Here is a 13,286-nt window from a genome sequence, read left to right on the forward strand (position 1 = left end):
CGGCTACTCCTCGTACCCGTCGGCGAGCCGCAGCACCGTGGCCTCGAACGCGTCGAGCGCCTTGGCCACGTCGGCCTCGGTGACGTGCTCTTCGGGATTGTGGCTCACGCCGCCCTTGCAGCGAACGAAGATCATGCCGATGTCGGCGATCTCGGCGATGGCCATGGCGTCGTGGCCGGCGCGCGAGAACAGCGACATGGGTCGCGCGTCGCCCGTAGACCGGATGCCGTCGGCGATCGCATCGCGCAGCCGGCGCGCGCAGACGGCCGCCTTGGCCGAGTGGGTCTGGATGCTCGTGAGCCGCAGCCGTCGCCGCTGACAGATTTCGAGAATCGCCTCCTCGATCTGCAGCCACACCTTGTCGCGCTCGGTGTCGTATTCGCCGCGCAGGTCGAGGCTGAACTCGACCTTGCCGGGAATCACGTTGACCGCATCGGGGAACACCTGGAGGTGGCCGACCGTGGCGATGAGCTGGGCGGAGCGGGCAATGCGCTCGATGGTGGTGACCGCCTCAGCTGCACCCGCGAGGGCGTCGCGGCGACGCTCGTAGGGTGTTCCCGAGTGGCCCGCCTGGCCGGTGATCGTCAGCAGAAAACGGCGCGCGCCGGCGATCGACGAGACCACGCCGAGCGCCTTGTTCTCGTCTTCGAGGTACGGCCCCTGCTCGATGTGAGTCTCGAGGTAGCCTACGAAATCGCCGCGCGACCGCGCGGCCTCGCCCACGGCATCCGGATCGAGGCCGAAGTGCACGTAGGCGTCGCGCAACGAGATGCCGTCTTCGTCTTCGAGCTGCCACCACTCATCGAGCCAGGTTCCGGCGAGCGCGCGGCTGCCGAGCAGGGCGCGGCCGAAGCGCGTGCCCTCCTCGTCGCCGAACGCGACGACCTCGAGAGCGAACGGAAGCTCCCGGCCCGAGGAGCGGATGCGGTCGACCACGGCGATCGCCGAGAGCACACCGAGGATTCCGTCGTAGCGGCCCGCTGAGGGAACGGTGTCGAGGTGCGAGCCGAGCAGCAGCGCGGGCAGTCCGGGGGTCGCACCCTCGAGCCGGCCGCACTGGTTGCCGGCGGCATCCTGCCAGGTGGTCATGCCCGCCTCGGTCATCCAACGACCGGCCAGGGCATTGACGGCCGCATGCTGTGGCGAGAGATAGACGCGCTCGATGAGCCCGTCCTCCATCGACGAGTACGTGGCGAGTTCGTCGCAGCGCTCGAGAATCGCGTGCGCGGTGGTCGAGGCCGGCTGCGTCATGCGCCGGCTCCCGACGACGCCCGCACGGCCCGGTCGGCATCGGCGTAGATCTCGTAGGCCGCCCCGACTCCGCCGCCGGGTGTCACGGATGCGCCAGCCCGGCGCAGCACGGCCTCGAGAGCGGCGAGCGTCGTGAGCACGGTGTCACGACGGGCGTTGTAGCCCATCGTTCCGATGCGCCAGACCTTGCCGTGCAGCGGGCCGAAGGAGGTGCCGATCTCGATGCCGAAGTCGTTGAGCAACTCGCCGCGCACGGCGTCGCCGTTCACACCGTCGGGGATCATGACGGCCACGACGTTATTCATCTTGTGGGCGAGGTCGCCGAACACCGCGAGGCCGAGTCCCTGCACGCCGGCGAGCATGGCCGAGCCGTGCAGGCGGTGCCGTTCGACGGCGTTCTCGATGCCCTCGTCGACCAGCAGGCGGGCGCACTCACGTGCCCCGTAGAGCATCGTCGTGGCCTCGGTGTGGTGGTTGAGCCGCTTGGGGCCCCAGTAGTCGAAGATCATCGCGAGGTCGAAGTAGTTGGAGCGGATCGGATGCGCGGTGACCGCGTCACCCGCCTCGCGGATGCCCGCCTCGATGCTCTTGCGCGCGACGATGCGCTCGACCGCCTTCGTCGAGAAGGTGGCCGGTGCCGAGCCTGAGGGGCCGGCCAGGCATTTCTGGAGGCCGGCGGTGACGGCGTCGATGCCCCAGGCATCCGTCTCGATGGTGTTACCGCCGAGCGAGGCGGTGACGTCGGTGTAGAAGAGCACGCCGTGCTGCGCGCAGATGGCACCGAGCTCGTCGAGAGGCTGCGCCACCGTGGTGGACGTGTCGCCGTGCACCACGGCGAGCAGCGCCGGCTGCACCTCGATGATCGCCGCCTCGATGGCCTCGGGTGCGAAGACCTCGCCCCACGGCACCTCGATGACGTGCACCTCGGCGCCGCAACGTTCAGCAATCTCGCGCAGCAGGTGTCCGAAGCGGCCGAAGATCGGCACCAGCACGCGATCGCCCGGCTCGATCAACGACACGAGCGCGGCTTCGATGCCGGCGCGCGATGTGCCGTCGACCACAAGGGTCTGCTCATTTGCAGTCTTGAAGACCCCGCGGTAGAGCTCCATTGTCTCGTTCATGTACGCCGTCATCGCCGGGTCGTACTGCCCCACGAGCTGTGCCGACATGGCGCGCAGCACGCGCGGGTCGGCGTTGATCGGCCCCGGCCCCATGAGCAGACGCTGGGGCGGGTTGATGGGCTGGGGCAAAGACGAGAGGGAAATGAGCTGACCGCTTCCGCTGAGAATGATTCACCTGTTTCAGGTGTCAATTCTACGGAACGCGCGTTTCATGCGTGTTACACGTTCGCGTTCCCTGAGCGCCCCCGTTCCCTGAGCTTGTCGAAGGGAGCGCGACTCGGCGCACACGCACCCTCCTCGCCTCGAAAAGGTGCATCTCCGCCGAGTCGATCGGGCCTGCCAAATCGACTCGACGCGAAAGCACGCAACGTGGCGGTTGTGGGCGCACCTTCGCCTAGTCGATGGGCGGCAGCCCTTCGACAGGCTCAGGGAACGGGGCAGCTCAGGGAACGGAGGCGCTCAGCGAACGAAGGGCGCCGCGATGTCGATGAGGGCAAGGTCGGTGCCACGCGGCCCCACGAGGCAGAGGCCGGCGGGCGCGCCATCGACCTCGAGAAGCGGAACCGACAGCGCCGGGTAGCCGCCGATGCCCGCGACGCACGTCATCGCCAGCGTGGCCGCCCGCGCGGCATCGATCTCATCAGGGTCCGCCCCCACGCTCGGCGCGGTCGACGACGTCGACGGCAGAAGCAGGATGCGCCCGGCGAGCGCGTCGTCGAGCTGGGTGCGCGCGGCCGCCAGCACCTCGCGGGCCGAGGACTCGGCCTCGGCGGTCACTGTCGACGCCGTCTCGAATCGGGAGGCCACGTCGGGAGCGAGCACACCGGGATGCGCCGTGATCCAGTCGCCGTGACGACGCCATGCCTCGGCCGCCTGCACGGTGCGGAACGCATCGAAGAATCCCGAGGTGTCGCCGAGGTCGACCACGCCCACTTCGCCGATCAGGCCGTCGGCCTCGAGCCGACCCACGGCATCCACCACGGCCCCCTGCATCGCGACGTCTGCAGCGAAGAGCAGCTCTGTCGAGATGACGAACTGCGGCTCGACCGGCTGCTGGGCGTCGCCGTCGAGCGAGCTCGCGGCAGCGGCGCGCAGCACGGAGGGCGACCTCGTCAGCCATCCGATCGTGTCGAACGACTCAGCCAACGGCAACAGCCCGCCCGCGTCGACCGCCCCGTGCGTCGTACGCAGGCCCCAGAGGCCCTGATACGACGCGGGCACCCGGATCGATCCGGCCGTGTCGGTCGCGAGTCCGATGCTGGCGTGCCCGAGAGCGACAGCCGATGCGGGTCCGCTCGACGAGCCGCCGGGGATCGCGCCTGGAACTGCGACATTAGGCGGGGTGCCGTAGTGCACGTTCTTTCCGGCGATCGAGTAGGCGAATTCGTCGGTCTGCGCGATGCCGCGAACGGATGCGCCGGTCGCGAGCAGCGCGGCGACGGCGGGCGCGTGCGAGTGCGCGGGTTCGGCCTCGGCCAGGAATTCGGGGATGCCGGCACCCACGGCGAAGCCCTGCACGTCGAACAGGTCCTTCACCGCAACCGTCTCGCCAGCGAGTGCACCGCCGTCTGAGTCGGTCGAGGCGACGAGCGGATTGCCGAGCACGCGCCAGACCGCGGTGTTCATGGCTGCCGGGGCGCCGGCGACCTGGGCCGATTCGACGACCCAGCCGTCGGCATCCGCATGCCGCGCCCACAGCTGCGTGACGAGCCCGCGCCCACCGGAGCGCGGCTCGTTCTCGCTGACGATGAGCGCGTATTCGTTCGAGAGCACGCGCACGTGAATCGAGGTGATGGTGCGAATGGGGGCGCCGCCTCGGGCGCCGCGGAAAGAGCTGATGCGGTCGTGGCCGACCAGGAGCCCGCCCGCGTCTCCGCGCAGAGTCGTCTCGCCAGGAGCGAAGGCCGCGTCGAGCGCTTCGAGGTCATTCGTGACAAGCGCGTTCTCGTAGGCCCAGAAGGCGTCGATCAATCCATCGGGCAGCTCACCCGTAACGGAGGTGGGAGAAATTCGCTCAGGCATGGTGTCCTTCGAAGTCGGAAAAACGAATGCGCGCGTGCACGCCCGTGACCAGGTCGACGACCTGCGAGATGTTGAAGTCGGTGGCCGCGCTGAGGTAGGCATAAGCGAGGTCTTCGTCCATGCCGTAACGAGCATGAAGCAACGAGATGGCCGCGCGCACGCACTGGCGCACGGCTTCGTCGAGATCTTCATCCATTCCGGTGGGAACGAGAAACTCCTGCGTCTCGGCGAGCGGTCCGACGAGTGCGCCGAAGGCGGTGAGCGCGTCCCTCTGCGGCACGACCTCGAACCGCACGGTGACGCGCAACGACGCCTCCATCGCCGTCAGAGCAACCTCGCCGTCGCCCTGCGCGAAGTGGGGGTCGCCGACGTACGCGAGCGCACCGTCTACCTGCACGGGAATGTAGAGCGAGCTGCCCGCGGTGAGCAGGTTGATGTCAATGTTGCCGCCGTGCGGGCCGGGTGGAACCGAGTGGGGACGCGTCGAGCCCGACACCGCGACACCCATAATGCCGAGGAACGGGTGCAGCGGAAACCGCACCGAACGCTCTCCCCCGGCCACGACCGGCAGGGTTCCGACCTGGCTGCCGTCGGCGTCGTCATCGACCGCGGCGAAGACACTGACGGAGCCTTCGACCTGAGGAAACTCGCCGGGAAGCGCTCCCCTGCCATGCCTGTTCGAGATCACGCCGTAGGGCACGCGCGGGGTCGCCTCGAGCACGGTCATCTTCAGCAGGTCGCCCGGCTTCGCGCCCCGAATGCGGATGGGCCCGGTCACGACGTGCGGCCCGTCGACCTTCGGGTCGCGCTGATAACCGGATGCCGCGAGCGCGATCGCGTCGTCGAGCACATTCTCACGCGCCACACCGTGGCCCGCGAAGAAGGCGACCGGATCGCGGCCCTGATCTTCGAGCACGCCCTCGTGGCTGAGGGTGTCGATCGTGACCTCGTCGCCGGAGTCGACGGTGAGAACCGCCGTGTCGGCCGCGCAGGGCAGCCTGCCCCACAGCACGTTCTCAATGGTCGCAGGCAGGTAGTGAGCCGCCTGGATGAATCCCTGGCCGGGCTGGAGCGGTGCGGTGAACGGCATCCGAATGCGCGCCTTCCGAAGTCTGGAAAGATGGGAGGGTCGCTTCGAGAGTATCGTGCGCCAGTCGATAGCCCCGCCACGCCCAGAGACATCGAAAGATCAGGTGCCCCGTGCTCCGAAGACTCCGCAGCAAGCCTGCCCATCTGCACCTCGGTCTGATGCTCGCTCTCACGTTCTCGACCGGCATCGCCGACGCGGTGGGTTACCTCGGCCTCGACAGGGTGTTCACGGCCAACATGACCGGCAACGTCGTGATTCTCGGAATGGCGATCGCCGGCGCCGACGGCCTTCCGGTCATCGGCCCGCTCGTGGCGTTGTTCGCATTTATGCTGGGCGCCGCGATCGGCGGCCGGGTACTGCGCCCAGTGAAGGTCGGCTGGACCACGCACAGCACCGTGCTGTTCAGCATCGTCGGCACGGTCATGGTCGGCCTCACCATCGCCCTCTTTGTGAACGACGGCCCTCCCCCTGCCCCTTACGAGTACATCTTCACGGGCTTCTTCGCACTGGTTATGGGCGTGCAGGCCGCGACCGCGCGGCACATCGCCGTGAAAGACGTGACCACGGTCGTGGTGACGTCGACGATCACCGGTCTCGCTGCCGACTCGCGACTGGCCGGCGGCTCAGGCCAGCCGTGGTTCCGGCGGGCCGGCGCCATCCTGCTCATCGGTGGGGGTGCCGCTATGGGCGCTCTGCTGCTGACAATCCATATCGGCTGGGGCGTGGCGCTGGCCGCCTTCATCACTCTTATGGTCGCGCTGATCGGGCACCTCACGGGTCGGCCCCACCACGCTCCCGTGGAGCCTTCGGAGGTCGAAGCCTCCGCCTGATCAGGGGCGGCGCTGCGCCGACTGCTCGCGGTCCCACTCGTCGAAGAAGTCCTGGCTCTTGCTGCGCACGCGATCGTCGAGTCCGAGGTTGCGCTCTTTGCCTGTGGCGAGCGCCAGTTCCTCCTCGTGCTCGGCCAGCTGCCTGAGCGTAGCCAGCCTGCCCGTGGTGATCTGAGCATCCAGAAGCGCTTGGTCGCGCTCGAGCGCGAACTGCTGGCGCACGCGGGCGATCTCGGTGCGATCGCGTTCGCGCGCTGTCTCGTCGTGCACCGACTCCTTGTTGCCGAGATTGCGCAGCAGCTTGATGATCACCGGAAGCAGCTCGATCGCGAAGAACAAAAGGAAGACCATAACGTGGGCGAGCCCGGCCGACGGGCTCTCTTTGCTCAGTCGGTCGAGCGCCGTGAGGCGGTTGCTGATGCCGTCGCTCGACGACACGGCCGCGTCGTTCTGGGCCTGGAAGTCGGCTTTGCGCTGCTCGATCGTGGCCAGATCAGCCCGCGCCTTGGTGAGCGCGGCCTGCGCCGTGGTCTTCGACTCCGTCAGCTGTGATTTCAAGGCGGGCTGCGCGGTGGCGAGTGCCGCGGCGGTTGCTTTCTGCGCCTGGTCGTAGACGACCTGGGCCGCGTCGACGGCCTCCTTCGCTACGGCGGTGACAGCGCCCGCACCGAACTGGCCCGTCCCCCCGGTGCCGTTGGCCTCCGACTGCCACGCGGCGGTTTTAGCGTTGAGATCGGCGAGAGCCGCATCTTCAGCCTTTTTTGCGGCGGCGTATGTGGGGTCGGTCATCGGGTCGACCGCATCGCTCTTGTCGATGATCGCCTGGTTGCTCGCGATCGTCGCGCGCACCTGGTCTTCAGTCGAGAGAATCGGGTCGCTGGCGAGCTGGTTCGCGAAGGCCGTGCGCGCCTCGGCCTCCATCACCAGAATCTGCGCGCTGATCTCCGGCGCGAAGATCTGCAGAGTGACCGGGGTCGAGATGACCGTGCCGAGAATGGCCGCGAGCAGTACCCGGGGAACGACGGCGAAGGTGGTCTTCCATGCGCCCTTGGTATTCGACAGCTGGATGGTGAGGGCGCGGTCGATGGCGAAGATTCCGGCACCCCAGAAGATGCCGACGGGAATGAACCAGAACCAGTCGGCGTGAAAAACCATGCCGAGGGCGAAAGCCATCGAGAGCGCGGCGACCGTGGCCGTGAACATCAGAATGAGAGCCATCGACGAGTAGGCCTGGCGGTCGCCGGGGGCGCCCTCGATGGCGTCGGGACGGGCTCCTCCGAGCACGGCGAGGCTGGTGCGGCGCAGGCGGCGACGGCGCGCGTTCGGCCTCTCGGCGGATTCGTCTGTGGGCGCCGGCGTTTCGTCTGCGGCCGCGGCACCGGATGCCTCCGGCTGAGCGTCGATGTCGCGCTCGAACCACGGCTGCTCCTGCTGCTCGACCGAGAGTTGCTCGGTGGGTGCGGCGGTCATTGGCAGAGTGTCACTCGAGAAGTCGACGCCGGACAGTGCCTCGATCGGCACCGTCTCTGCCTCGGTACGCTTGCGCGGCTTCGGGGTCTCGCTGAACCACGGCTCCAGCTGGGGCCCGGTGGATTCGTCGTTTTCGTTCACGCCGAGTCCTTCCTGTTCGAATGATCAGCGGCAAGTATGCACGCACCGACCCTGAGCATCCGGTGAGCATCCTCTCAATCAGCCCTGTCCGGCCCGCTCTCGGATCCGTCCATCCGGACCGCTACAGGTGACGAGTCGGATCCATTCGCTGGTGCAAAATACGAATGACATCGACGCCGTAGCCGCGTTCGACGAAGAAGATCAGGTGACTGCCGATCGCGTAGCGTCGGTACCCTTCACGAATGTCGTCACACGCACGCCCTCGCTTCACATTGGCAGCGACACGTTCGATAGCGAATCTGATCTCCGTGACGTAACTCTCCGCCTGATCCACGTCCCAGCGCTCTTGCGTGAAGTCCCAGATAGACGAGAGGTCGTTCTGCGCTGCCGGGGTGAGCCGGTACTGATTCACCGCTTCTTCGCCGCAATGAACTCATCGAAGTCAAACGGCTCGGCCTTGCCGCTCTGTTCACCGGCATCGAGCGCGGCACGCAACGCGGACATCTGCGTCTCTTGGTCTTCGAGCAGCCTCAATCCGGCGCGGACAACCTCGCTTGCCGAGCGATAGCGACCGGTCGCAACCTCACGAGCGAGAAAGACTGAGAAGTGATCGTCGAGACTGATCGATGTATTCGTCGCCATACGGCCAATGTACCAAATATTGGTACTGACCCGAGAGGTGAGCCGAACTTTGTGGAGCGCGAATCAGCGCAGCTTCTGGCAGTGGGCGCAGAAGTGCGAGCCGCGATTCATGAAACTCTCCCGCACGATCGGGCGCCCGCATCGCGGGCAGGGCTTGCCCTGCTGACCGTAGACATTGAGTGAATGCGAGAAGTAGCCGGACGCCCCGTTGACGTTCACGTACTGAGCATCGAAGCTCGTGCCACCCTCGGCCAGCGCCTTCTCGAGCACCAGCCGCACTTCGCCGAGAAGTAGAGCGGCCTTGGCGCGAGACAGCGACGATGCAGGCTGAGCGTAGTGAATGCGCGCGGCCCACAGCGACTCGTCGGCGTAGATGTTGCCGATACCACTGATGAGGTTCTGGTCGAGCATCGCCCTCTTGATGCCGGTGTTCTTGCGCGCGAGCGCGGCGAAGAAAGCCGAGTCCCCGAACGCCGGATCGAGCGGGTCGCGTGCGATATGCGACACCTGACCGGGAATGGAGGCGAGCTCGCTGCCCCGCCCCGCGGCTCGTCCGTCGGTCGTCGGCCGCAGGGAGTCGACGGCCATCGAGCCGAAGATGCGCTGATCGACGAAGTTCACCCAGAACTCACCGTGCTCGGGGTGCTCGATATGCAGGCGAATGCGCAGCAGGCCGTCTTCTTCGACGCCCGGGGTGCGCAGCAGCACCTGACCGCTCATGCCGAGGTGCGTGACGAGGGCGTGTCCGCCGGCGTCTGTCGCATCGTCGAGCGGGAACCAGAGAAACTTGCCTCGGCGAACCGCCGACAGCATCCGGCAACCCTCGAGCAGGTCGACGAAGGCGCCGGCCAGGGGGCTGTGCCGTTTGAGCGACCGCTGCTCGAAGACCTCGACAGCGGTGATGACCGCGCCGGAGACGGCCCTCTCGAGGCCCGCCCGCACGACCTCGACTTCGGGGAGTTCGGGCACTCTAGGCCGATGCCGCTTCTGCCGGCAACGCAGACAGCGTGGCGACGGCATCACGAGCCGCGGATGCCTCGGCCTGCTTCTTCGATGGACCGGTGCCGGATGCCTCGGCGACGACGACACCGGCAGCGGTCGACACGCGCACGTTCGCCACGAACACCTTCTGGTGATCGGGTCCGGACTCGGTGAGTTCGTAGACAGGGGCGGCCAGGCCTCGCTGGCCCGCGGCCTCTTGCAGGGATGTCTTGGGGTCCATCGAGATGCGGAAGTGACCCGGAGCGGTGGCGAGCGGCGCGACGAGACGCAGAACGAGCGCGGTCGCCGCATCAGGCCCCGCACCAAGGTAGCTGGCGCCGATGACGGCCTCCATGGTGTCGGCGAGGATCGACGGCTTGTCGCGGCCACCCGTGAGCTCCTCGCCGCGGCCCAGCCGAACGAAACGGCCCAATTGGATGCCTCGCGCAATCTCCGCCAGAGCGACCGTCGACACGAGGCTGGCGCGGCGCTTGGCCAGCTCTCCCTCTTCGAGATCAGGAAAGCGACGGTAGAGCATGACCGTGACCGCCTGGCCCAGAATCGAGTCGCCGAGAAACTCGAGGCGCTCGTTCGTGGGGATGCCGCCGTGCTCGTACGAATACGAGCGATGAGTCAGGGCGAGCTCGAGCAGGTCGTCGGGAAGATCGATCTGCAGAGTCGCCAAAAGGAGCGACCCGTCGGTTTCATGTTCAGAAACCATCGAGGCGCTCCTTGGTGACGCATCTGTTGTCGTTGCCGACAGCAGGAGTCTTAGATGTCTGCGACCTTGCGGCCCTTGTACTCCATGAACAGGGGGGTGCCTGCGGAGTCTTCGACGATCTTGGCGCGGTGCGGCAGGCTGTAGACAGTCTTGCCGTTCTCGATCGTCTTGACGAGGGTGGGGGCCGTAGCCTTCCACTGAGCGCGACGCATGCGGGTGGAAGCCCGCGACATCTTTCTCTTCGGAACAGCCATGATCTTCTCTTTTCTCTATCGTTCAGGTCACTCGGGTCGCGCGGAGGCGTCGGTGTCTGCTTGGTCAGTCTGTGTGGAAGCTTCAAAGTCGGCGAGCGCAGCCCAGCGCGGATCGGTGCTCTGCTGGGGTTCGTCGTGCGGCTGATCGGCCAGCTTTTCGCCCGTTTCCGGGTCGAGTCCTGGGCAATCCGGCCGACAGACCGGTTGGAACGGCAGTGAAAGTACCACCGCATCCCTGACCATCGGCTCGAGGTCGACGTGATCGTCGAGAACCGAGTAATCAAAAGCTTCGTCAAGAGAATACGCGAAAACGTCTTGGAATTCGACTTCTACCGGCAGATGGATGTCGGTGAGGCAGCGCCCGCAGACTCCATCGGCCGTTCCGGAGACCTGAACCGAGGCCAGGATGCCGTCGTGCAAGCCCTCGAGACGCAGGTCGACGTCGAGGATGGAGTCGGCCTGAACGGCCACGAGACCCTCGCCGAGCTTCTCGGGAACAACGATCTCGAGCTCGTGCTCGCGCATCTCGCCGGGCCGGTGGATGAGGTCGTGCACCCCCACCGTGTAGGGCGTCTTCTTGAATTTGTTCACAACGTTCGAGTCTACCCCCGCCCAGACAGACACTCCCCTGAGGGTGCGCACGAAAAGGTCTTGACAGCAGACGGCACACCTGGTTGGTTAGTTACATGAGTAATGAACCAACGAAGGGGAACTGTCGTGGATGACTCTCGACCGATCTTCGTGCAGATCGCCGAGCTGATCGAGAACGACATCATCGCCGGCGCCCTGCCCGAAGAGACGCAGGTTCCGTCGACGAATGAGTTCGCCGCATTCCATCGCATCAACCCGGCAACAGCAGGCAAGGGAGTCAACGTGCTCGTCGACGACGGCATCCTCTACAAGAAGCGCGGCATCGGCATGTTTGTCGCATCCGGCGCCCGAAAGCGACTGGTGGCCAAGCGCCGAGACCAGTTCCAGAACGAATTCGTCGCGCCGCTGATCATCGAGGCCGAGAAACTCGGCATCGGCGAAGCGCAGTTGATCGACATGATCAGAAAGGAAGGCACAGCATGAGTGCAGTAGTAGAGGCATCCCACCTCACCCGCCGCTTCGGCGACACGACCGCCGTCGACGATGTGAGCTTCAGCGTTCAGAAGAACACCATCCACGGACTGCTCGGCCGTAATGGCGCTGGCAAGACCACCCTGATGCAGCTGCTGACCGGACAGGACTTCGCGACTCGCGGTGACATCCGCATCTTCGGCGAACACCCCGTCGAGAACTCGGGTGTACTGAAGAATGTGTGCTTCATCAAAGAGAGCCAGCGCTACCCCGACGACTTCAAGCCTCGGCACGTCTTCACCAGCGCGCCCTGGTTCTTTCCCAACTGGGACGCCGAGTTCGCCGACCGCCTGATCGCCGACTTCCGGCTCCCACTGAATAGACGCATCAAAAAGCTGTCTCGCGGCCAGCTGTCGGCCATCGGCGTCATCGTGGGCCTCGCATCCCGAGCCCCACTGACGTTCTTCGACGAGCCGTACCTGGGTCTGGATGCCGTGGCACGGCAGATCTTCTACGACCGGCTCCTCGAGGACTTCGGCGAGAATCCACGCACCGTCATTCTCTCGACGCACCTCATCGACGAGGTGAGCAACCTGCTCGAGCACGTTCTCGTGATCGATGAGGGCAAGCTGCTCGTCGATCAAGACGCGGAGACCCTCCGCGGATCAGCCACCACCGTGGTCGGCACTCGGCAGGGCGTCGACGCCTTCGTCGCCGACCGAGATGTACTGCACCGCGACGGGATCGGTGGCCTCGCCTCCGTTACGGTCGGCCGACTCACACCCCAGGATCGCGCACGCGCTACCGAAATGGGCCTCGAGCTGTCGCCCGTGTCACTGCAGCAGCTGGTCGTGCGTCTCACCGGCAGCAACCAGACCGAGACAGTATTGGAGCAGAGCGCATGAGTACCCTCACCCAACCAACTCTCGACGAAGCGCGGATCGACCGACCCGGCGGAGCGTCGAACATTCTCGCCGTCGTTCGACTGCACCTCGTGAACCGCTATAGCGTCTTCGCAGTGCCGTGGATGATCATGGGCGGCATCTTCGTGGTGAACGTCGCCGTCTGGTGGATCATCTTCGCGTCGGTCTCGAGCGAGGCCGACAGGGCCGACGCGCGAGACGGCATCACCTACTCCGGAGCCCTCTTCTACATCTTCGTGTACATGCTCGTGTTGGGCATCCAGGCCGTGGCCTACACGTTCCCCTTCGCTCTCGGGTTCAGCGTGACAAGACGCGACTTCTGGCTGGGCAGTGCGCTCACCTTCATCGCCCTTTCGGCGGTCTACAGCGCAGGCCTCACCATCCTGGCCGCCATCGAAGTGGCTACCGACGGGTGGGGGCTCGGCGGCACCATGTTCGCCAGCTTCTACTTCGGGGGCGCCGATGCGTCGTGGATCGAGCGCTTCGGGCTCTACTTCGCGACGTACCTGTTCTTCTACTTCGTCGGCGCCGCGATCGCGACCATCTACCAGCGCTGGCGCAACAACGGCATGCTGGCGCTGTTCGGAACCCTCGGCATCGTGCTGATCGCCGGCATCGCACTGGTGTCGTTCACGAGCAGCTGGCCGGCGGTGGGCGCCTGGTTCGACACGAACGGCCCCTCAGGCGTGATCGCGTGGAGTCTCGCGCCGACCGTCGTCGCCGCCATCACCGGCTACTTCATCCTGCGCAGGGCCACCCCGAAGAACTGACGACGACC

The 13,286-nt window shown here is 66.2% G+C and carries 15 protein-coding genes; 4 read left to right on the forward strand and 11 right to left on the reverse strand.

Annotation, left to right across the window (positions count from 1 at the left end; translation table 11 throughout):
• Nucleotides 1–3 precede the first annotated feature (3 nt).
• The 4 genes from TZ00_RS12295 to TZ00_RS12310 form a co-directional block, all read right to left on the reverse strand.
• Nucleotides 4–1,251, reverse strand: a complete 1,248-nt coding sequence (locus TZ00_RS12295; RefSeq protein WP_044442125.1) for an allantoate amidohydrolase — start codon at nucleotides 1,249–1,251, stop codon at nucleotides 4–6.
• Entirely contained in the window at nucleotides 1,248–2,465 is a 1,218-nt protein-coding gene (locus TZ00_RS12300; protein ID WP_084606091.1) for a pyridoxal-phosphate-dependent aminotransferase family protein, read from the reverse strand. The genes TZ00_RS12295 and TZ00_RS12300 overlap by 4 nt, the downstream gene beginning before the upstream one ends.
• A 366-nt stretch (nucleotides 2,466–2,831) precedes the next feature.
• Entirely contained in the window at nucleotides 2,832–4,394 is a 1,563-nt protein-coding gene (locus TZ00_RS12305) for an AtzH-like domain-containing protein (protein WP_044442129.1), read from the reverse strand.
• On the reverse strand, nucleotides 4,387–5,484 hold the full coding sequence (locus TZ00_RS12310) for an acetamidase/formamidase family protein (RefSeq protein WP_044442131.1): 1,098 nt from the start codon (nucleotides 5,482–5,484) through the stop codon (nucleotides 4,387–4,389). The genes TZ00_RS12305 and TZ00_RS12310 overlap by 8 nt, the downstream gene beginning before the upstream one ends.
• A gap of 110 nt (nucleotides 5,485–5,594) precedes the next feature.
• Here TZ00_RS12310 and TZ00_RS12315 point away from each other — a divergent pair, with 110 nt between their 5' ends.
• Entirely contained in the window at nucleotides 5,595–6,314 is a 720-nt protein-coding gene (locus TZ00_RS12315; protein ID WP_238579681.1) for a YoaK family protein, read from the forward strand.
• Here TZ00_RS12315 and TZ00_RS12320 read toward each other — a convergent pair whose 3' ends face one another.
• The 7 genes from TZ00_RS12320 to TZ00_RS12350 all read right to left on the reverse strand — a co-directional run bounded on the left by TZ00_RS12320 (nucleotide 6,315) and on the right by TZ00_RS12350 (nucleotide 11,048).
• Nucleotides 6,315–7,925: a DUF4407 domain-containing protein gene (locus TZ00_RS12320; RefSeq protein ID WP_044442132.1), complete on the reverse strand. Its 1,611-nt coding sequence runs from the start codon at nucleotides 7,923–7,925 to the stop codon at nucleotides 6,315–6,317.
• Between the two features lie 121 nt (nucleotides 7,926–8,046).
• Complete coding sequence (locus TZ00_RS12325) at nucleotides 8,047–8,337, reverse strand: type II toxin-antitoxin system RelE/ParE family toxin (RefSeq protein WP_044442134.1); 291 nt, start codon at nucleotides 8,335–8,337, stop codon at nucleotides 8,047–8,049.
• Nucleotides 8,334–8,567 carry a type II toxin-antitoxin system ParD family antitoxin gene (locus TZ00_RS12330; protein WP_044442136.1) on the reverse strand — a complete coding sequence of 78 codons (234 nt, stop codon included), beginning with the start codon at nucleotides 8,565–8,567 and terminating at the stop codon, nucleotides 8,334–8,336. Before TZ00_RS12330 ends, TZ00_RS12325 begins: the two co-directional genes overlap by 4 nt.
• A gap of 63 nt (nucleotides 8,568–8,630) precedes the next feature.
• On the reverse strand, nucleotides 8,631–9,536 hold the full coding sequence (mutM, locus tag TZ00_RS12335) for a bifunctional DNA-formamidopyrimidine glycosylase/DNA-(apurinic or apyrimidinic site) lyase (protein WP_044442137.1): 906 nt from the start codon (nucleotides 9,534–9,536) through the stop codon (nucleotides 8,631–8,633).
• Nucleotide 9,537: 1 nt separating this feature from the next.
• Nucleotides 9,538–10,269: a ribonuclease III gene (gene rnc / locus TZ00_RS12340; protein ID WP_044442138.1), complete on the reverse strand. Its 732-nt coding sequence runs from the start codon at nucleotides 10,267–10,269 to the stop codon at nucleotides 9,538–9,540.
• A gap of 50 nt (nucleotides 10,270–10,319) precedes the next feature.
• A complete protein-coding gene (gene rpmF, locus TZ00_RS12345; protein ID WP_044442139.1) occupies nucleotides 10,320–10,523 on the reverse strand; it encodes a 50S ribosomal protein L32 in 204 nt (67 codons plus the stop codon).
• Between the two features lie 27 nt (nucleotides 10,524–10,550).
• Complete coding sequence (locus TZ00_RS12350; RefSeq protein ID WP_044442342.1) at nucleotides 10,551–11,048, reverse strand: YceD family protein; 498 nt, start codon at nucleotides 11,046–11,048, stop codon at nucleotides 10,551–10,553.
• Between the two features lie 168 nt (nucleotides 11,049–11,216).
• Between TZ00_RS12350 and TZ00_RS12355 the strand changes: the two genes are divergently transcribed.
• From TZ00_RS12355 to TZ00_RS12365, 3 genes are read left to right on the forward strand one after another with little or no spacing between them, the layout of a single operon-like run.
• A complete protein-coding gene (locus tag TZ00_RS12355) occupies nucleotides 11,217–11,597 on the forward strand; it encodes a GntR family transcriptional regulator (protein ID WP_174436072.1) in 381 nt (126 codons plus the stop codon).
• Complete coding sequence (locus TZ00_RS12360; protein WP_044442141.1) at nucleotides 11,594–12,490, forward strand: ABC transporter ATP-binding protein; 897 nt, start codon at nucleotides 11,594–11,596, stop codon at nucleotides 12,488–12,490. The genes TZ00_RS12355 and TZ00_RS12360 overlap by 4 nt, the downstream gene beginning before the upstream one ends.
• A complete protein-coding gene (locus tag TZ00_RS12365; protein WP_052521539.1) occupies nucleotides 12,487–13,278 on the forward strand; it encodes a hypothetical protein in 792 nt (263 codons plus the stop codon). Before TZ00_RS12360 ends, TZ00_RS12365 begins: the two co-directional genes overlap by 4 nt.
• The last annotated feature ends 8 nt before the right edge of the window (nucleotides 13,279–13,286 follow it).

It is taken from the genome of Agreia bicolorata (assembly GCF_000938265.1).
GTDB classification, from domain to species: domain Bacteria; phylum Actinomycetota; class Actinomycetes; order Actinomycetales; family Microbacteriaceae; genus Agreia; species Agreia bicolorata.